This window comes from Lysinibacillus sp. NPDC098008, from assembly GCF_044760715.1.
In the GTDB taxonomy this organism is placed as follows: Bacteria; Bacillota; Bacilli; order Bacillales_A; family Planococcaceae; genus Lysinibacillus.
The window spans coordinates 37057-55500 of record NZ_JBIWBA010000017.1; the positions used below are offsets into that span (position 1 = coordinate 37057).

Consider the following 18444-nt stretch of genomic DNA (forward strand, 5'->3'; position numbering starts at 1 on the left):
GGCAATATCATTCAAATACATGTTGTACAAGCTGGTGAGTCTTTATGGGGTATTGCACAGGCATATGGGACTACGGTTCAAAGTATTGTAGATGCCAATCAAATTCCAGAGCCAGACCAATTAGTGGTGGGGCAAGCTCTTGTCATTCCGATTGTTGGGAGCTTTTATTATGTACAGCCGGGCGATAGCTTATGGTCAATTGGACAGCGCTTCGGTATAAACTATCTAACGCTTGCTCAAGTAAATGGCATTCATCCCAATCAAATATTATCTATTGGGCTAAGGCTCTATATTCCACAACCACCCAAAACAACAGCAGAAACATTGGCATATTTAGAGCCAAGAGGAACAGCCGTTAGCGAAACACTGTTAGAGCAGGCTAGAGAAGCGGGACCGTATTTAACATATTTAGCATTGTTTAGCTATGAGGTAAAACGAGATGGTAGCTTACAGAAACCACCAAGTCAAGGTGTTACACAAATCATAAATGACACAGGAGCCTCTCTTGCAATGGTTATTTCCAATCTGGAGGATTTTGCTTTTAGTGGTGAGCTGGCACGAGATATTTTTCAAAGTACCGCCGTGCAGGATATACTCTTTGACAATATTCTTGTAGAGGCAAAGCGCTTAGGAGATGTGAAAGATATTCATTTTGATTTTGAAAGCCTACCTACTGACCAACGACAAGCCTATAATAACTTTTTAAGAAGAGCCGTTGAAAAATTTCATGCGCAAGGCTATACCGTATCTACAGCATTAGCACCTAAAACAAGAGATGACACCACAGGACAGTGGACAGGGGCACATGATTATCGAGCACATGGAGAAATTGTAGATTTTGCATTACTAATGACCTATGAATGGGGATATTCTGCAGGACCACCAATGGCTGTTTCTCCATTGCCTGAAGTGGAGGCAGTTGTGAAATATGCGGTTAGTGAGATACCCGCACATAAAATTATGCTTGGGCAAAATTTATATGGCTATGATTGGACATTACCCTTTGTACAGGGAGGACCTTATGCAGAGGCACTTAGTCCACAAAGAGCGATTGAGGTAGCAAAACGTTATCATGCTGCTATTCAATATGATTGGCGAGCTCAAGCGCCGTTCTTTGAATATTATGATGAGCAGGGCAGAGCACATATGGTATGGTTTGAAGATGCTAGGTCGATTCAAGCCAAATTTAATCTTATTAAGCAATATCAGCTTCGAGGTATTGGCTATTGGAAACTAGGGCTGCCATTCCCGCAAAACTGGTTATTACTAGGCTCAAATTTCAACATAGTAAAAAAGTAGTGAAATAAATATTTTTAAATCTAGGTAATTATATTATAATTATGGTAAACATTTTTGTAGGAGGGGTATTTTGGGTAAATTTAAAAACTTAGGAATCATTTTAACATCTACAGCATTTACTGTAGGTTTACTTTCACCAATCTCTCAGGCTTCTGCCAATGTAAAGGAGCCATCAGAAAAAATTGAAATTCTAGTTGCTTCAACAGAAACAAATGTGACAAAAAGTACACTGATTAAGAAAGTTCATGAACTATTCCAAGGAAAATTTAGCTTTGTATCGGATGATGAATTTCATCTAGGCAGTGGTCATTATTTTAGAGATGATAAAACGATTCGTTATGAGCTTAGCTTCCATAAAACCGTTAATGGTAAAGATGTCTATGGAAGCTTTACCTTCACGGACAATGATTTAGAGCTTGAAAGTTTTTACTATCAGCCTGCTAACATTGCAGATGCGATCTATCCAGCAAAGTATTCTGAAGCAGAGGCACAGCAGCTTGCATATGACTTCCTAAAAAAGCTACCAAATACAGAAGGATACCAGCTTCAACCAGATGGATTGAGCCACTATTATAATATGTCTAGACCATTATCGGAGCCAATTACTTATGCATTTACGTATGCGCCAACACATAATAATGTACCGATTATGGACCAGCAAATCTCTATCCAGGTGCTTGCAAATGGGGAGGTTACTAGCTTCTATCGCTATGCAAAGCCAATTAGTCAAGCTACATTTGATCGTGTTGATCAGAAAAAGGATGAAGCTGATATACTTGCACAGCTGCGTGACAACCTTTCAGTAGTGTTGCGTTATACAATTGATTATGACTATCAAACAGGCGAACCAAGTGTAAAGCTTGTTTATGCACCAGCATCAGGCTCTAATGGCGTACATGCTTTATCAGGTCAATGGCAAACAGCAAATGGCTTCACAGCTGGACTTCCAAAGGTGAAAGAATTGGAAAGGATTTCTGCTCAGCCATTAGCACCACGGAAAAAAGATATGACCGTTGCAGAGGTAGAGGCATTTGCCAAAACGATCTTAAAAGAAAGCACAGATAAGACAGAGCTAAACATTGAAATGATTGATGAAAGAGAACTCGAAAATGGAAGAACGATTTACTCTATTCAATATTCCTATACACAAGGGAATAATAGCGTTGGCACAAATATAGAAATTGATAAGGCGACAGGAGAGCTTCTTCATTATCAAGACCTTAGCAGAGAGTTTTTAGAATTAGATGACAAAACAACGATGATTGGAAGCGATGTGGCATTATCAAAAGCAATTGATTATTTAAAAGAATACGCTCCTTCACGTTTACATGAATATTCAAAGCCAATTGATGAAGCAACTATCAATCATGATAGTAAGGAATACATGTTTACATTCCCACGTATTGTCAATGGACTACCAGTAATAGGTGAAGAGATTTTAGTAACAATCGGTCATGATGGTTCATTCAGCTCAATTTATACGATCAACCATGATATTCAAAACTGGCCATCTATCAGCAAGGCAATTCCTGCTGAACAAGCAAAGGAATTGTATAGTCAAGCATTGGAGCTACAGTTGCAATATATAGAGCAAAATACAAATGATAATAAGCAGCATTATGATTTAGTATATACACCAACTTTTGAGGGTAGCTCCTATAATTTCATTGATGCGACAACAGGTGAATGGTTAATAACAGAAGATAATTCAACGGAAGCCGCTGTTATTTCCCATCCAACAGCTGCGAAGGAATTGAATTATTTGTTACAGCAAAATATTTTAGTAGTAAAGGACCCTGCAAGCTTTAATGCTGACCAAGCTATTACAAAGGGTGAAGCATTAAAAATTTTACTAAATTCTTTAACATATGGTCATTATTTTAGCGAGGGCGAGGATGTGCAATCCTTTGGTAATATTGATAAAAAGCATCCTTTATATTATGTAGTTGAACAAGCTGTACGAAGCGGTATTTTAAAGCCTGCTAACGAATTTGCAGCAAATGAACAGCTAAGTCGTCAGGAGCTTGCTGAATGGTATATTAAATTACTAAAGCTAGAGTATGCCGCAAAGCATAGCGATATTTATAAATTGAATTTTGCGGACGCAGACTCGATTAGTCCTGAATATGCAGGCTATATTGCTATAGCAAATGCAATGGGCTTAATGGATGCACAGCAAAATAAATTTAATGCTACAGCAAAGGTTTCATATGCGGATTTAGCCGTATCAACACTTCGCCTAGCACGTGCCATTCAAGAAAATAATATTAATATCAATTATTAGTCAAACAACAAGAGCATCTTCTATATTGGGAGATGCTCTTGTTGGGGTTATTTTTAATGAATAGAGGAAAGAATAGGAATGAAAGGAGTGATGAGGTTGCGTATAAAATATTTATTAACAATTCCTATGATAGCGATTCTTTTAGCTGGCTGTAATAATGATAAAGAAAAGGTGGAGGACGTTCCTACAAACGCCCCTGTCGAGCAAAATACAACACAGCAGGCTGGCGATAATGTGACAGACCAAGCAGACTATAATTTTGTAGAGTTTTCATTAGATGTGGATTACTCTGCTACCGAATCATATGAGGTAGAGTATGAAAATAAAAGGTCTGGCATAGAGGCAAAGCTAGAGGATGACCGTAACAACGAAAGACTACAGGGCGATGAGGCATACACAAAATTAGAGCCATTATTTAAACAGCTCACATTTGAATCGACAACATCCAATGACGAGGTTATTGACCAAGTAATCAAAGTGTTTAATATTGCTGATGATTACCAAAGCATTGAGGTAGAGGTAGAATTTATGGATGGCACAGAAAAAGAATTTAAACGCATCAAATAATTATAACTAGCTATCGCTATCAGTGTGATAGCTAGTTTTATGAAGGTTTTTCAGTCATAAGTCTGAAATATAAACAATCTATTTGCTCTTTGCTAGCAGCTATGATATTATTATCTCGAATTAGAGATAAATAACTTCGAAATAAATGAGGGAGTTGCATGAAGGAAGATAATCGTAACTTAAAAGCGTTCACAGTTCTGTTTCGAGCATATCAAGCAATTCAGGATGCAACGAAAAAAGATTTATTACAATACGATTTAAACCCAACAGAATTTTCTGTTCTTGAATTTTTGTATCATCATGGAGAACAACCTGTTCAAGTAATTGGTAAAAAAATATTAATTGCTAGTAGCAGTATTACCTATGTAATTGATAAGCTTGAGCACAAGGGTTATGTCTTGCGCAAAGCATGTCCAAAAGATCGACGTGTTACGTATATATTACTAACACCGGAGGGATACACTTTAATGGAAGAAACATTTCCTAAGCATGAACAAAAGATCAATGAGATTTTTAAAGTATTGGAACCTCAAGAACTGGACACGATGATTTTGTCGTTAAAAAAGGTTGGCAAAAATGCTATCAAACAATAAAATTTTTTATACAAATATCTCGAATTAAAGATAATTAGGAGGAACATACAATGAATCATTTAAAAGGTGTACACCATGTAACAGCTATTACAAGTAGTGCAGAAGAAAATTATAAATTTTTTACATATGTTTTAGGTATGCGTTTAGTGAAAAAAACGGTGAATCAGGATGATATTCAAACGTATCATCTATTCTTTGCAGACGATAAAGGTAGTGCAGGGACAGATATGACATTCTTCGATTTCCCCAATATTCCAAAGGGTGTACATGGTACAAATGAAATTTCGAAAACTTCCTTCCGTGTACCAACAGATGCAGCACTCGACTACTGGGTAAAACGTTTTGACCGTTTAGATGTTAAACATACTGGTATTAAAGAGCAGTTTGGTAAGAAAACATTATCCTTTGTGGATTTTGACGATCAGCACTATCAGCTTATTTCAGACGAGCATAATACAGGCGTTGCATCAGGCACACCGTGGCAAGATGGACCAATTCCATTGGAGTATGCGATTACTGGATTAGGCCCTATATTTGTTCGTGTAGCTAATTTTCAATATTTTAAAGAAATGCTAGAGAGGGTAATGCTCTTTACAGAAATTGCTGAAGAAGGCGACTTCCATCTATTTGAAGTAGGTGAAGGGGGCAATGGCGCACAAATTATTGTAGAGTATAACACAGTTTTACCAGCAGCTCGTCAAGGCTTCGGCACAGTTCACCATGCTGCCTTTCGTGTAGAGGATCGTGCTGTATTAGATGAATGGACAACTCGATTTGAAAGCTTTGGCTTCCATACATCAGGCTATGTGAATCGCCATTTCTTTGAATCTTTATATACACGAGTAGCACCACAAATTTTATTTGAGCTTGCAACAGACGGCCCTGGATTTATGGGGGATGAGCCATATGAAACATTAGGCGAGAAGCTATCATTACCACCATTTTTAGAGCCCAAGCGTGAGCAGATTGAAAAGCTTGTTCGTCCGATTGATACGGTTCGAAGCTCTGAAACATTTGAGAAAGAATATGAGTAATGGAATTTGATTTTTTAGTAATTAACGCCTTAATTATTGTTAATAAAGCTAAAGATAATAGAAGTAGTGAGGGATTCATAAATGGAATTTTCAAAGCTATTAGATAAGCGCCGTTCTGCGAATAATTTTGTAGAGGGTGTGAAGATGACTGAGGCAGATATACGTCCTATTCTAGAGGATGTCAAATTAGCACCATCAGCCTTTAACTTACAGCATGCCAATTATATTGTCGTATTAGATGAGGAAATGAAAGAAAAGGTACGAGAGGCGGCATATGGGCAATACAAGGTACATTCAGCTTCAGGTGTAGTCCTTGTATTAGGCGATAAAGAGGCATATAAACATACTGCTGAATTAAGTCAAGGTATGGTAGATTTAGGCATTATTACAGCCTGTGAACTAGATGAGCTTGTAGCTGAAAATGCAAAATTTTATGAGGATCGTGGCAAGGCATTTATGAAGGAAGAGGCAATTCGCAATGCCTCTCTATCTGCAATGCTATTTATGCTTACAGCGAAAAATCGTGGCTGGGATACTTGCCCAATGATTGGCTTTGATCAGCAACAAATGCGTGCATTATTTAATGTGCCAGAAACGCATGAGATTGTCCTGATGATTACGATTGGCAAAGAAAAGGAAAGCAGCCGTCGTTTACGTGGCTATCGAAAGCCTGTCGAAGAATTTGTCACGTATTATTAATGTGGTATAAAATAGAATAGCTATACAAATACTATGACTAATATTCATTTAGGAGGAAACATCGTGAAAGTAGTAGCCATCGTAGGTAGTATCCGTAAAGAATCTTATAATATGCAGTTAGCTCAATTTATTCAAAAACGTTATGCAGAAAAATTCGATCTTGAAGTTTTAAGTTTAAAAGATTTACCAATGTATAATCAAGATAACGAAAATGATCCACCACAAACAGTGCTTGATTTTAAAGCAAAAGTAAAAGCGGCAGATGCTGTGTTATGGGTAACACCAGAATATAATGGAACAGTTCCAGGTGTCATGGTCAATGCTATTGACTGGTTATCTCGTGTGGATAAAGTAATGATCGGTAAACCATCTATTATAATGGGTGCTTCTATGGGGAACTTAGGTACAGTTAAAGCTCAATTACATTTACGTGATATTTTATTCTCTCCTGGTGTCAATTCACCATTACTAAGTGGTAACGATGTTTATATTGGTGCTGTGCATACGAAATTTGATGCAGAAGGAAATTTAACGGATGAAGGAACTGTAAAATTCCTTGATGTTGTGATGGATAACTTTATTGACTGGGCAAAAAAATATATTTAATGTATAGAAGGGCTGTTGAGAAAGCTGACGTTTTATTGGCTTTCTCACAGCTCTTTTGCTTATTTGATTGGAATAATTTTTAATGTTTTTTGTAATCGGTAAGCAAAGATACCTGCAAAGACAGATAAGATAACATCCTTTGGTAGTGGTGGAACCATCCAAAGCCACGCTAATTTATATGTAAAGCCTTCTGGTGCGCTTGCCCAAAGCTTATACGCAAAATACATCCAATTTGTGCCGAATACATAATTAAAGATAAAGGCGATTAACGCAGCCACTATATAGCTCATTTTTGTGCCACTGCGTTCGACAATAAGACCAGCAATAAATGCCAATAAAATATATGACACAATAAAACCAAAAGTAGGGCTTAAAATTTGCCCAAAGCCTCCACCAAAGCGAGAAAAGACAGGCGCTCCTGCTAATCCGATACACATATAGACAGTACAAGCGAGCGCGCCTTTTCGACTACCAAGAATAAGACCTGATAAAATGGCAAAGAAAGTTTGCAGTGTGATTGGGACACCACCCACTACTAAAAATGGTATAAAGGAAGTAATATTAGCACCTACCATCATTAGTGTAGAGAATAAGCCAATATAAGCGATATCTACGGTTCTTAATTTATGATGACGGTGTTCTGTAACTGTTGCCATGCTCTCACCTCTAATTTTTATAGTTATTAATGCTAGTGTAAAGAATGGATATATTTGTGTCAACATAAAAATTTCATTTAGTTAACTAAAATATAGAGCTGTTAAATAATAGTTCCATATGGACGAACAACCTATAAAACTGTATGATAGAGTCGTTATCATTTAATATTATTTGCTACTATTGGTGTGACATCTTTTTATGTCACTTAAAAGGGAAGTCGGTGAAAGTCCGACGCTGTCCCGCAACTGTAACGACGAGTTCTATGATTTTTATGCCACTGTTGAAAAATGGGAAGGCTATCAGAGGACGCAGAATCGAAGCCAGGAGACCTGCCAATTAGTAATACCTGTAATGCCCACGAGGATGCAAGCAATTACGGACAATAGCTGGTTATTTTCTGACTTTGTTTAATCGAGGGTATTTCTATGCATATTTTTGTATAGAATGCCTTTTTTTATTTTGCTTCAACTTTATTGTTGTTGAGATAAATAATCATAGGCTCTGAAAGGCATTAGCTAATTGCTTTATCCATCAAATTTGTAGGAGTTTACTGAATGAATAAAAAGTTTATATTATTTTCTGTACTACTTGTTTTCATATTAATCGTTTCTATGACCTTTGCTGTAATGGTTGGGTCTGTATCTGTAACGCCATTATATGTTTGGAAGGTGATTCTTTCGAAGCTACCTTTTATACATAACTTTATAGAGTCTGATTGGAGCCGCTCACAGGAAATTATTATTTGGCAAATACGAGTGCCACGTGTCATACTGGCGGCTATTGTTGGAGCAGGCTTAGCAATTGCAGGTGCTGCTATTCAGGCGCTTGTGCGAAATTCTATTGCTGATCCTTATATTTTAGGTATTTCTTCAGGCGCAGCGGTGGGAGCAACCTCTGTTATTATTTTAGGTGCTTTTTCGTTTTTAGGTATGTATGCTCTTTCCGTATCCGCCTTTTTAGGGTCATTATTTGCTATTGTGCTTGTATTTTTTTTATCGCGTGTTGGAGGGCGTGTTTCTATCTTTCGTCTACTATTAGCAGGCATGGCGGTGTCCTTTATTTTAACAGCCGTTTCGAATTTTATTTTAATGATGGCAAAGCAAGAGGGTGCATTAAAGGCAGTGATGTTTTGGATGCTTGGTAGTTTAGCTGGTGCCAAATGGACAAATATTATCATTCCAGCTATCGTCCTTTTAGTAGTATTTGCTTTACTTTGGCTCCATTATCGAAACTTAAATTTACTATTATTGGGCGAAGAGGCTGCTGTCACATTAGGTGTCAACCTTCAGCAATTTCGTATACAGCTTGTCTTACTTGTTTCGTTATTAACAGGGGTACTTGTTGCTGTAAGCGGTGCTATTGGCTTTGTAGGATTAATCATTCCACATATTGTCCGATTAATTGTCGGGTCTAATTATAAATATGTTATACCCATTAGTGCCTTATTGGGCGGGATTTTCTTAGTTTGGGCAGATGCAGTGGCTCGAATTATTATTGCTCCTCAGGAAATGCCAATTGGTATTATTACTGCCTTTTGTGGCGGACCATTCTTTATTTGGCTACTCCGTCGTAACAATTATTCTTTTGGTGAAGGAGATTAAAAAGATGACATTAGAAGCAAAGCAAGTATCATTCTCCATTAACGATCAGCGCATATTACATGAAGTGAGTATTCACATAAAGGAAAAGCAATTTGTTGGGCTAATTGGTCCTAATGGTAGCGGTAAATCAACGTTGTTAAAAAATATGTATCGTTTATTAAAGCCTGAAAATGGTACAATTTTATTAAACGAGCACGATATTTTAAAGCAATCGAGTAAAGCTATTGCCAAAAATTTAGCTGTTGTTAGTCAAGAAACACCTGTATTATTTGATTTTACTGTACATGATTTAGTTAGTATGGGTAGAACACCACATAAAAAGTTATTAGAGCTAGACAAAGAGCAGGATTTTCGAATTGTGAAAGATGCGCTGAAGCAAACAGGTATTGAGCATCTAGCAAAACGCAGCTTTAGCTCCCTTTCAGGAGGCGAGAAAAAGCGTGTTATGGTTGCGCGGGCACTTGCACAACAAGCACAGGTGCTTATTCTAGATGAGCCAACAAATCATTTAGATATTCAACATCAGCTTCAGGTGATGGATTTAATTCAAACCTTACATTTAACAGTAGTCGCAGCTTTGCATGACTTAAATATTGCGGCTATGTACTGTGATCAAATATATGTGCTACAGCATGGACGGATTGTATGCTATGGTACACCAGAGGAAGTGCTAACGCCTGCATTATTGCAAAAGGTATTTGGTGTCTACGCGGATATTCAGACACATGCATTGACAGGCAAGCCATATCTAACCTATATTCCTGAACAATTTACAAGCAATAAAATAAAGGCAGTAGCAGCAACATAATTGAGCATACTATATCAATGGGCTATTAAGAAAATTTCCACTTTCTTGATAGCCTATTTCCTTGTATAGATAGCTTAATTTTAGGGAACTTTATGGTTGAAAGGAATGATAAACAATGGAAGAAATAAAATTAGCCAACCTCAATCAACAGCAACTTGATAAAATTAATAAGCTAGAGAAGGATATAGGTGTTACATTAGTAGCATATGATTCATCCGAAATACCAGCTCAAGGATCAACTGCCTATGAAGCGAACCCTAACATGGCAGGTCATCATAAACAATAAAATGCCTTGCAGTAATGTAAGGTACTTTTCTTTTAACATACACAAAAGGAAGTGCTATAAATGAAAGAGTTTTATGCAGATTTACATATTCATATTGGTCGTACTGCTAGTGGACGTGCTGTGAAAATTACAGGCAGTAAAACATTAACATTAGCACGCATCTTAGAAACAGCCAGTGCAAGAAAGGGGTTAGATATTATTGGTATTATCGATTGTCATTCACCAGAGGTTATAGAGGAAATGAGTGAGCTATTAGCGCAAGGTGAACTAAAGGAGCTAGAAGGAGGGGGGCTACGTTTTCAGGAAACAACACTAATTCCAGGTTCAGAAATTGAAATTTATGATCAATTTTGCCATGGCCCTATTCATGTGCTTGCATACTTCCCTACACTTTTGCTAATGAAGCAATTTTCAAATTGGATGGCTCAGCATATGAAAAATATCCATTTAAGCTCACAGCGAATCTATTGTGATGGACGAACATTACAGCAAAAGGTGTATGAATTGGGTGGGCTTTTTATTCCTGCACATGTTTTTACCCCCTTTAAAAGCCTGTTTGGCAAAGGTGTTCAGCGCAGTTTAACAGAGGTATTTGATCCGAAGATGATAGACGCTATTGAATTAGGGTTAAGCTCTGATACAATGATGGTCAATCAAATAAAAGAGCTTCAGGCATATACATTTGTTAGTAACTCTGATGCTCATTCCCTTGGAAAAATAGCACGTGAATATCAAAAGCTACGATTAGCAGCAGCCAATTTTACAGAGCTAAAAAAGGCTCTTCATGAACAGCAGGGTCGTGCAGTCCTTGCAAATTATGGATTAAATCCTTTACTTGGTAAATACCATCAAACCGTCTGTGCAAAATGTGGTGAACAGCTTGATAATCTAGCAACTCACTGTACAAATTGTGGAAGTACACAAATTATAAAAGGTGTGGCTACACGCATTCAGGAGCTATCGGAGGATTTACTGAATACTCGATATAGACCCCCTTATATTCATCAGGTGCCGTTAGATTTTATTCCTGGAATTGGACCTAAGATGCTGGAACGATTACTGCAAGCATTTGGAACAGAGATGAATATTTTACACAATGTAACACTAGAGCAGCTTGAACAAATTGTCCCCTCTAAAATTGCTACATTCATTGATCAAGCAAGAACAGGTCAATTAGCGATTGCTGTTGGGGGTGGTGGAATTTATGGAAAAATACAAGCTGACTAAATAAGGAATAGAAATTAAAAAAATATTATTATTTAACCTATTTTTAACCTTTCTCTAGTAAAATGGTGGTTACATGTACTATTTTATAGATGGAGGCGAAAGTGTATGCAATTATCAAAGAAATTTCGTTTTTTAGCTACAAGTATACTTGCTTTACAGTTAGTTGCCCCTGTAGCAGCCAATGCAGAGGAGCAAACCGACAATATAGCACCGAGCTGGGCTGTTCAGGCAGATTATGTGGCACTGGGTGATTCATTAGCTCATGGTATGAATGAGCTAGGTCTTATTGGGCTAAGCTACACAGATTTTGTAGCACAAGCATTGCAACAAGAGGGCTTTTTAGCTTCCTATAACAAAGGCTTTGCGATGTCAGGCTATACAACAACAAATATTTTAACAGATATCCAAAATAATGTAGAAAAGGCAGTGACGGGCTTTGGCTATACAAGTGAGCAAGTAAAGCTACGTGATGCTATTAAAAATGCTGAAATTATTACATTAACTGCTGGAGCCAATGATTTATTGCCTATTTTAAAAGAATCACAGCAAACGGGCATTAATACGGCTGCCATTATTAAGGCGACAAAGGAAACAGTAGCCAATGTTGGAGCTATTTTAGGAGAAATAAAAAAATTAAATCCACAAGCAGAAGTATATGTAATGGGCTATTATAATTCGTTCCCATATTATGAGGAAAAACTACAAGCACAGTTTAAAGTGCTACTAGCTACACTTAATACAACATTAAAAGCAGCGGTTGAAAAAGCAGGTGCAACGTTTGTGCCAACATATGATGTTGTGGCAAAGGATGTTCCAAGCTATTTACCAAATCCAGAAAATATTCATTTAAGTGAGGCTGGCTATTTAGCAGTAGCAAATGAAGCATTTTTACCAATCATGAAGACAAGCTCTTTATGGGATGTATCGAAGGCAATTGCTGTAAATGTAAAGAATTCTACTACTGTAGAGGTAAGCTGGCACAAGGCAACAGATAATGTAGGTGTAACGAATTATCGTATCTTTGTCAATGACCAGCAAATATCAACAGTTGATGCCAATACAACTGCGATTACACTTGATCAGCTAACAGAAAATACAGCCTATCATATTGTAGTAAAAGCAGTGGATGCGGCTGGTAATGAAAGTGTTCAAAATCCAGCCATTACATTTACCACAAAGGGAGCTATTAGCTTTACGGATATAGAAAGTCATTGGGCAAAAGAGTATATTCAAAAAGCTGCAGCAACAGGCATTATGAATGGCTATCCAGATGGTACATTTAGACCGAATCATAATATAACACGTGTCCAAGCTGCAGCAATACTTGTAAGAAGTCTAGGATTAACAACACAGGAGCAAGCACCATTTACAGATATTGCGAATTATGATGCTAAAACAAAGTCAGAAATTGCAGCAGCCTATGCACACGGACTCATTAAAGGTACAGCAGATGGAAAATTCAATCCAGGACAGCCGGTAACACGTGCTCAATTAGCATTAATGCTTTATCGAGCTTATGAACAGCAATTTAATCAGCCTTCTGTAGTGACAGGTAATCAACTACCATTTACAGATATTGCTTCATATGATGTAGAAACACAGCAGGCAATTACAATGCTGTATGAGCTAGGGATTGTAGTAGGAGATGGCAAGCAATACTTACCAAAGGCTCCAACAAAACGAAGCGAGGCAGCCAAAATATTTGTCAACCTTAGTCAACTAACCACTCAATAATAAGGAGAGGGTAGGAGCGATAACAAGATGCTCCTACCTTTTGATGTTTTGTGAAAAAGCACAGTATAGTCTGACTATAGTATGTGCAGGTTGTAGATAACGTACATAGACAGTCATTACTAGAGAGGAGAAAGGTATGATATCATTTATATTATCTGCTAAAAGATTGTTAATAGGATTGTGGCGCTCCTTTCAACGACCATATTTTTTATCGCTATTTACAACATTAGTGTTAATTATTTTATCAGGAACATTGTTTTACAAAGGAACTGAAGGGTGGTATTGGTTGGATGCTATGTATTTTGCGGTCGTTAGCTTAATTCCAACAGGTGTAGAAACAGGACTATATCCAACTTCTAATTATTCTAAAGTTTTTACAATGATTTATTTAATTGTTGGTACAGGTGTGATGTTTATTATGTTATTGATGCTTGGACGATCCATCGTTGATATTTCTCTTCATGAGGAAGAGGAGGATAGGAAAGTGAACAAATAAAATAGCAGTACAATGAACCTTGTAGGGGACTCATTGTACTGCTATTTTTTTAAGATAGTATGGCAATAATACCCTGTTCATCATCTAACACAAGTTCAATACCTGTTGAGAATGGATCGCCATGTAAAACATCCTTTATCCAAACACGTAAAGCGCCAATCATTGCTGCTGTATTGAGCATTTCGATTTGGCCATTGACATCAACTTCTGCACCAAAGCCAGCATCATCATCGTATGTTAGCTCAACAAGAACAGCTTCTGGGCGAATTTTTTTATAATACGCTTGGGATAAACAAATGGCATTAATAATATCTTGCTCACTAATTATTTGTGCCATTGTGTTTCCTCTTTACGCTTTTTATCTTTCAACATATTCACAATTTTCATCACTAATATAACAATAACAGCAATGGCTGCTACATTGATTAATAACCCTAAAATATTACCAAGTATCCCCATACCACTAAATAGGCTACCGAATAATAAACCTGCTAATCCACCAAGCATTAAGCCTTTCATAAGACCGCCTGAGAAAAAGCCGCCTTTTTTAGTTGTATCCGCTTTATTTGTTGAGTTTGTATTATTTTTATTTGTTGTTGCATTATTGTCTTTAGAATTATCCTGTGATTTTTGGATATTTGAGCTATTATTATTGTTTGTGAAGCCCTTTTTTCCTGATTTATAAGATTTTTTTGCTTCAGCTGTTGGTGTATCTGAGATTAACAATGTTGCACCTACAGTCGAAAAGATGAGTGTCGCTGCAAAAAGAGCGGCAAGAATTTTTTTCATTACGTACATTCCTCCAATTATAATTTCATCGTACTATAATAATAGTACATGAATTTTTGGTAAAAATAAAATAAATGCCTTCAATCCATAGGCGCTATGGTAAAATGATGCGTACAGTTACTATGTAAGAGCATATGTGTAACCCAAATTCAACTGTCTTCCATATAATAGTGGCAAGGCAGTTTTTTAGTTCATCGACAAAAGTTGAATGGGTAGTTATCTCTAGAATAAAGAAGGCAAATCACTTTTTTTACATAATGTGCAGGGAGGGAAAATAATGTACGAGCAATTATTAATAAAGCGCAATAAAGAAAGAATTGATTCCCTACAGAAGCGTATACAAGCAGACAATACATGGTTTGCTCAAAATATGAACTTATTAGCATTTACTGAAGTGCATATAACAGCCTTGCAAAAAATATTGTATCAGATAGTTCAAGGACTATTAAAAGAGCAGCAGCAGCGTTATTTACAAATTGTCTATACAGGGCAATCTGTACAGGAGAATGTATTAACACTGTTAGCAGAGTATGATGACGTGCTGCGTGATGCTATTCCACATCCTGTTTATATTCTTATTTGGCAAATTTCTTCGCTAGAGAAGCTAGCTTGTAGTGCTGAAGTAGTGGACGATGTATTGGATGTGCTGGAGTGGTATTGTCAGCATCACGCTAAACAAATCAAGATATTAAGTGAAGACGAATTAGACTATGAGGAAATGATCGATTTATACAAAGAGGCGGTCGAGGAGCAGGATGCAGAGGCACAGTATCGCCTAGGGCAATATTATAATGCTATAGAAGGTGAATATTTTCAGCCAGAAAAATCGCTAAAATGGTTTGAACGTGCAGCTGTTCAGGGTAATATAGATGCACAATATCTACTAGGAAATTTTTACTTTGAAGGAATTGGTGTTGAAGAAAATTACTCCCTTGCATTTTCATTTTATGAAAAAGCGGCTTTACAGGGCCATGCGGATGCAGCTAATAATTTAGCGGATATGTATTTTAATGGAGAGGGTGTACCGCAAAATTACCTACTAGCAAAAAAATGGTTTGACTATGCAGCAAAGCATCATGTTGCCGAAGCAATGTTTACTTTAGGAATTATTTATGAACAAGGATTAGGCGTGACGGCTGATAAGGAAACAGCCTTTCGTGCTTATAAAAAATCTGCTGAGGCAGGTTATGTGGAGGCACAGTATCGTCTTGGTGGCATTTATTTGGAAGGACGCCTAGCTCAAGCGAAAGATGTAAATCGTGGTCTATTTTGGTATGAAAAAGCGGCAGAGCAATACCATGTTGATGCTTTTTATGATTTAGGCTTTATCTGGAGCAATGGTTTAACAGGGATACGTAATATTGAAAAAGGAATTCATTGGTATAAGCAAGCAGCACTTCAAGGTGATGCAGCTGCAAAGCTACAGCTTGGGCATATTTACAATAAAGGGGAAGGAATTGCCCGAAATATAAAAGAAGCGATGAAATGGTACCGTCTTGCGGCTGATGCTGGTGTTGAAGAGGCTGCCAAATTACTGCTGGAACTTAAAAAATTATGAATTTTGTATGAAAAACATTTAAGTATTTATATCTATTTATCTGCGTTTTTATAATAGGTAAAATATACTTTAATTATACAATCATTTAGGTTTATAAACCTATTTTTAGGGGTACGCGAAAATATTAGAATAGTTAAATTGAATGTGAACAAAGTAAGGTTTTAGTCATGATAATTAATGAAAAGACTGCATAATAATATTATAATAACTTTTTATTCTTCATATTAAAAAGATCAATAGGAAGGGCTTTCAACCTATTTTGTGTAAAATATTGTAATTTATAAGATTGACAGCCATTTGTAAAATGATTAAGGTATTATGAGAGATTTTGATAAGAAAAAATAGACAAAACCCGCTATTGAAAAGGTTTGTTGGCTCAAAGTAATGATATTTATGTAGTTGGGGAAGAGCGATTAATCCGTTGTGAAAGAAACAAAACTTGCAGAGTGAAAGTCAACCACAAATTATTGTGAAAAGCCCCTTCTTGTAGTAATCGATAAATTATATTAGATGTTTCTTAACATAATGAAAGTAAACAGAATGAAAGAGGGAAAATATGTGGTTTTTCAAAAAAGGAGAAAGATAAAATCATTAGACTTACAGCAATATATTGTGAAAATGGATTTGTCTAATCGCCCATCCATGATAAAACAAATGGAGATGCTAAATTTAACAAAGCAAGATTTACAATATTTAAAAGCATTTCAGCCATATGTAATGAACAGTATAGATCACATCGTTAACCGTTTTTACGAAGTGGTAGGGAGAGAGCAGCAATTAGTAGATATTATTAACCATCATAGTTCTGTAGAAAGGCTGAAAATAACATTGCGTCAGCATATTATTGAAATGTTTAACGGAACAATTGATGAGGAGTTCTACCAAAGGCGTGTAAAAATTGCGAAGGTGCATGTTCATATTGGTCTTCGAACACAATGGTATATTTGTGCATTTCAAGATCTATCTACATCATTTATTGATTTAGTGGAGGGAAATATAGAGTATCCTTATGATCAATTTAATACGATTAGGGCAATCCTAAAAATATGTAATTTTGAGCAGCAGCTTGTGTTAGAGGCATTTGAGAATACTGTTGAAGAACTAAAAGATACTATTGAGCAAGAGAGAGAATCAATAGAGCAGCAAATTGTAGCATCTTCAGAGGCACTAGCAACAATATCAGAGGAAACAAACACCTCCTTTGGTCTTTTAAGTACGCAATCGGAAGAGCTTAAACAGCTAGCAAAAAAATCACTTGATGTATCGATGTTAGCTGAAGGTCAAGCGCTTGAAGGTCGTGAGCGCTTAAAAAATCAGTCACAAAATATGCTTAATATTATCCATTCATTGCGTGATATCGAAGAAAATATAGAGCATTTAGCTGGTATGTCAAAGGAAATGGAATCGATTATGAGCGTAGTGACGAATATTGCGAATCAAACGAATCTATTAGCTTTGAATGCTGCCATTGAAGCTGCCCGTGCTGGAGAAGCGGGTAAAGGCTTTAGTGTAGTAGCTGATGAGGTGCGGAAATTATCTATTCAAACAAAAGAATCTGTGACAGCTGTTGCATTATTACTGCAAAAAACAAGTGAGCGGATGGAGAAGCTAGAGGACTCACTAACAAATATTCAAGATGAGGTTGCGTCTGGTGAGGAAAATATGTCACAGACGGAAGGTCAATTTACGAATATACTAGGAGCAATGACAGAGGCAAAGGATCAAAATAATTGTATGGCAGACAAAATACAAGTTATTGTAGAAATATTAAATGAGCTAAGTACTTCTTTTAGTGAGGTAGCAAATTCAGCAGAAAAGTTAGCAAGCTTTGCACAAAACTTAAATGACTAAACAAAGGTAGCGATCCCCTATATATGTATGAGAAGTACACGAACGGAGAGTGAAGCTACATACTTAAAGGGCGATCAAAAAATTTTCTAAATGAAATATTAATGGCTAATAAAGTGAAACTAACAATCAGTGGTGCTTGCACACACTCACTGATTGTTAGTTTTCTTAATTGAGTTTTTACAGGCTATACCTGATGCTACACTTTCGCACAGAAAATCGTTTTGTGCTGCTGCTGCGTTGCACTGCGCTTTCACAACAGAAAGAGGTATGTTTCAAAATCATTTGAAACATACCTCTTTTGCTAATTTTGTAAAGGGTTGAGCTTAATTTTGATGCAAAAAGGTTTATACTGTAG

Annotated in this window: 18 protein-coding genes and 1 riboswitch; of the genes, 15 read left to right on the forward strand and 3 right to left on the reverse strand. The window is 36.7% G+C overall.

Annotated elements, in window-relative coordinates:
• Window positions 1-126 precede the first annotated feature (126 nt).
• From ACIQVU_RS14215 to ACIQVU_RS14245, 7 genes are all read left to right on the forward strand, one after another.
• Window positions 127-1299 (forward strand): glycoside hydrolase family 18 protein, encoded by a 1173-nt coding sequence (locus ACIQVU_RS14215; protein ID WP_445299994.1) that lies wholly within the window; start codon window positions 127-129, stop codon window positions 1297-1299.
• A 70-nt stretch (window positions 1300-1369) separates the two neighbouring features.
• Window positions 1370-3583 carry a YcdB/YcdC domain-containing protein gene (locus tag ACIQVU_RS14220; RefSeq protein WP_340807834.1) on the forward strand — a complete coding sequence of 738 codons (2214 nt, stop codon included), beginning with the start codon at window positions 1370-1372 and terminating at the stop codon, window positions 3581-3583.
• 96 nt (window positions 3584-3679) lie between these two features.
• Window positions 3680-4150: a YusW family protein gene (locus ACIQVU_RS14225; protein ID WP_402896081.1), complete on the forward strand. Its 471-nt coding sequence runs from the start codon at window positions 3680-3682 to the stop codon at window positions 4148-4150.
• Between the two features lie 158 nt (window positions 4151-4308).
• Window positions 4309-4743, forward strand: coding sequence for a MarR family winged helix-turn-helix transcriptional regulator (locus ACIQVU_RS14230; RefSeq protein ID WP_340807832.1), 435 nt, complete (start codon window positions 4309-4311; stop codon window positions 4741-4743).
• A gap of 50 nt (window positions 4744-4793) precedes the next feature.
• Window positions 4794-5777 carry a ring-cleaving dioxygenase gene (locus tag ACIQVU_RS14235; protein WP_340807831.1) on the forward strand — a complete coding sequence of 328 codons (984 nt, stop codon included), beginning with the start codon at window positions 4794-4796 and terminating at the stop codon, window positions 5775-5777.
• Between the two features lie 81 nt (window positions 5778-5858).
• A complete protein-coding gene (locus tag ACIQVU_RS14240) occupies window positions 5859-6476 on the forward strand; it encodes a nitroreductase family protein (protein ID WP_402896084.1) in 618 nt (205 codons plus the stop codon).
• 63 nt (window positions 6477-6539) lie between these two features.
• On the forward strand, window positions 6540-7082 hold the full coding sequence (locus ACIQVU_RS14245) for an NADPH-dependent FMN reductase (RefSeq protein WP_340807829.1): 543 nt from the start codon (window positions 6540-6542) through the stop codon (window positions 7080-7082).
• A 59-nt stretch (window positions 7083-7141) separates the two neighbouring features.
• On the opposite strand, the gene ACIQVU_RS14250 is transcribed toward ACIQVU_RS14245, so the two are convergent.
• A complete protein-coding gene (locus ACIQVU_RS14250) occupies window positions 7142-7738 on the reverse strand; it encodes a biotin transporter BioY (RefSeq protein ID WP_340807827.1) in 597 nt (198 codons plus the stop codon).
• Between the two features lie 165 nt (window positions 7739-7903).
• Window positions 7904-8091, forward strand: a riboswitch (cobalamin riboswitch).
• 202 nt (window positions 8092-8293) lie between these two features.
• Here ACIQVU_RS14250 and ACIQVU_RS14255 point away from each other — a divergent pair.
• The 6 genes from ACIQVU_RS14255 to ACIQVU_RS14280 all read left to right on the forward strand — a co-directional run bounded on the left by ACIQVU_RS14255 (window position 8294) and on the right by ACIQVU_RS14280 (window position 13891).
• On the forward strand, window positions 8294-9340 hold the full coding sequence (locus tag ACIQVU_RS14255; RefSeq protein WP_340807826.1) for a FecCD family ABC transporter permease: 1047 nt from the start codon (window positions 8294-8296) through the stop codon (window positions 9338-9340).
• A 4-nt stretch (window positions 9341-9344) separates the two neighbouring features.
• On the forward strand, window positions 9345-10148 hold the full coding sequence (locus ACIQVU_RS14260) for a heme ABC transporter ATP-binding protein (RefSeq protein WP_340807825.1): 804 nt from the start codon (window positions 9345-9347) through the stop codon (window positions 10146-10148).
• A 115-nt stretch (window positions 10149-10263) separates the two neighbouring features.
• Window positions 10264-10434: a hypothetical protein gene (locus ACIQVU_RS14265; RefSeq protein WP_340807823.1), complete on the forward strand. Its 171-nt coding sequence runs from the start codon at window positions 10264-10266 to the stop codon at window positions 10432-10434.
• A gap of 60 nt (window positions 10435-10494) precedes the next feature.
• A complete protein-coding gene (locus ACIQVU_RS14270) occupies window positions 10495-11661 on the forward strand; it encodes an endonuclease Q family protein (protein WP_340807821.1) in 1167 nt (388 codons plus the stop codon).
• A 105-nt stretch (window positions 11662-11766) separates the two neighbouring features.
• Window positions 11767-13395 carry an S-layer homology domain-containing protein gene (locus tag ACIQVU_RS14275; protein ID WP_340807820.1) on the forward strand — a complete coding sequence of 543 codons (1629 nt, stop codon included), beginning with the start codon at window positions 11767-11769 and terminating at the stop codon, window positions 13393-13395.
• A 136-nt stretch (window positions 13396-13531) separates the two neighbouring features.
• Window positions 13532-13891 carry an ion channel gene (locus ACIQVU_RS14280; RefSeq protein ID WP_340807819.1) on the forward strand — a complete coding sequence of 120 codons (360 nt, stop codon included), beginning with the start codon at window positions 13532-13534 and terminating at the stop codon, window positions 13889-13891.
• 49 nt (window positions 13892-13940) lie between these two features.
• On the opposite strand, the gene ACIQVU_RS14285 is transcribed toward ACIQVU_RS14280, so the two are convergent.
• Window positions 13941-14228, reverse strand: a complete 288-nt coding sequence (locus ACIQVU_RS14285) for a DUF2653 family protein (protein WP_340807818.1) — start codon at window positions 14226-14228, stop codon at window positions 13941-13943.
• Window positions 14216-14680, reverse strand: a complete 465-nt coding sequence (locus ACIQVU_RS14290; protein ID WP_340807817.1) for a hypothetical protein — start codon at window positions 14678-14680, stop codon at window positions 14216-14218. Before ACIQVU_RS14290 ends, ACIQVU_RS14285 begins: the two co-directional genes overlap by 13 nt.
• Window positions 14681-14957: 277 nt before the next feature.
• On the opposite strand from ACIQVU_RS14290, the gene ACIQVU_RS14295 reads away from it, so the two are divergent.
• Both ACIQVU_RS14295 and ACIQVU_RS14300 read left to right on the forward strand, forming a co-directional pair.
• A complete protein-coding gene (locus ACIQVU_RS14295; RefSeq protein ID WP_340807816.1) occupies window positions 14958-16238 on the forward strand; it encodes an SEL1-like repeat protein in 1281 nt (426 codons plus the stop codon).
• 558 nt (window positions 16239-16796) lie between these two features.
• Window positions 16797-18089 carry a protoglobin domain-containing protein gene (locus tag ACIQVU_RS14300; protein ID WP_340807815.1) on the forward strand — a complete coding sequence of 431 codons (1293 nt, stop codon included), beginning with the start codon at window positions 16797-16799 and terminating at the stop codon, window positions 18087-18089.
• Window positions 18090-18444 lie beyond the last annotated feature (355 nt).

Bases quoted from the DNA above. Each gene is read 5' to 3' on its own strand.
- ACIQVU_RS14230 (WP_340807832.1), top strand. From the start codon at position 4,309: ATGAAGGAAGATAATCGTAACTTAAAAGCGTTCACAGTTCTGTTTCGA.
- ACIQVU_RS14235 (WP_340807831.1), top strand. From the start codon at position 4,794: ATGAATCATTTAAAAGGTGTACACCATGTAACAGCTATTACAAGTAGT.
- ACIQVU_RS14240 (WP_402896084.1), top strand. From the start codon at position 5,859: ATGGAATTTTCAAAGCTATTAGATAAGCGCCGTTCTGCGAATAATTTT.
- ACIQVU_RS14250 (WP_340807827.1), bottom strand. From the start codon at position 7,738: ATGGCAACAGTTACAGAACACCGTCATCATAAATTAAGAACCGTAGAT.
- ACIQVU_RS14255 (WP_340807826.1), top strand. From the start codon at position 8,294: ATGAATAAAAAGTTTATATTATTTTCTGTACTACTTGTTTTCATATTA.
- ACIQVU_RS14260 (WP_340807825.1), top strand. From the start codon at position 9,345: ATGACATTAGAAGCAAAGCAAGTATCATTCTCCATTAACGATCAGCGC.
- ACIQVU_RS14265 (WP_340807823.1), top strand. From the start codon at position 10,264: ATGGAAGAAATAAAATTAGCCAACCTCAATCAACAGCAACTTGATAAA.
- ACIQVU_RS14270 (WP_340807821.1), top strand. From the start codon at position 10,495: ATGAAAGAGTTTTATGCAGATTTACATATTCATATTGGTCGTACTGCT.
- ACIQVU_RS14275 (WP_340807820.1), top strand. From the start codon at position 11,767: ATGCAATTATCAAAGAAATTTCGTTTTTTAGCTACAAGTATACTTGCT.
- ACIQVU_RS14280 (WP_340807819.1), top strand. From the start codon at position 13,532: ATGATATCATTTATATTATCTGCTAAAAGATTGTTAATAGGATTGTGG.
- ACIQVU_RS14285 (WP_340807818.1), bottom strand. From the start codon at position 14,228: ATGGCACAAATAATTAGTGAGCAAGATATTATTAATGCCATTTGTTTA.
- ACIQVU_RS14290 (WP_340807817.1), bottom strand. From the start codon at position 14,680: ATGAAAAAAATTCTTGCCGCTCTTTTTGCAGCGACACTCATCTTTTCG.
- ACIQVU_RS14295 (WP_340807816.1), top strand. From the start codon at position 14,958: ATGTACGAGCAATTATTAATAAAGCGCAATAAAGAAAGAATTGATTCC.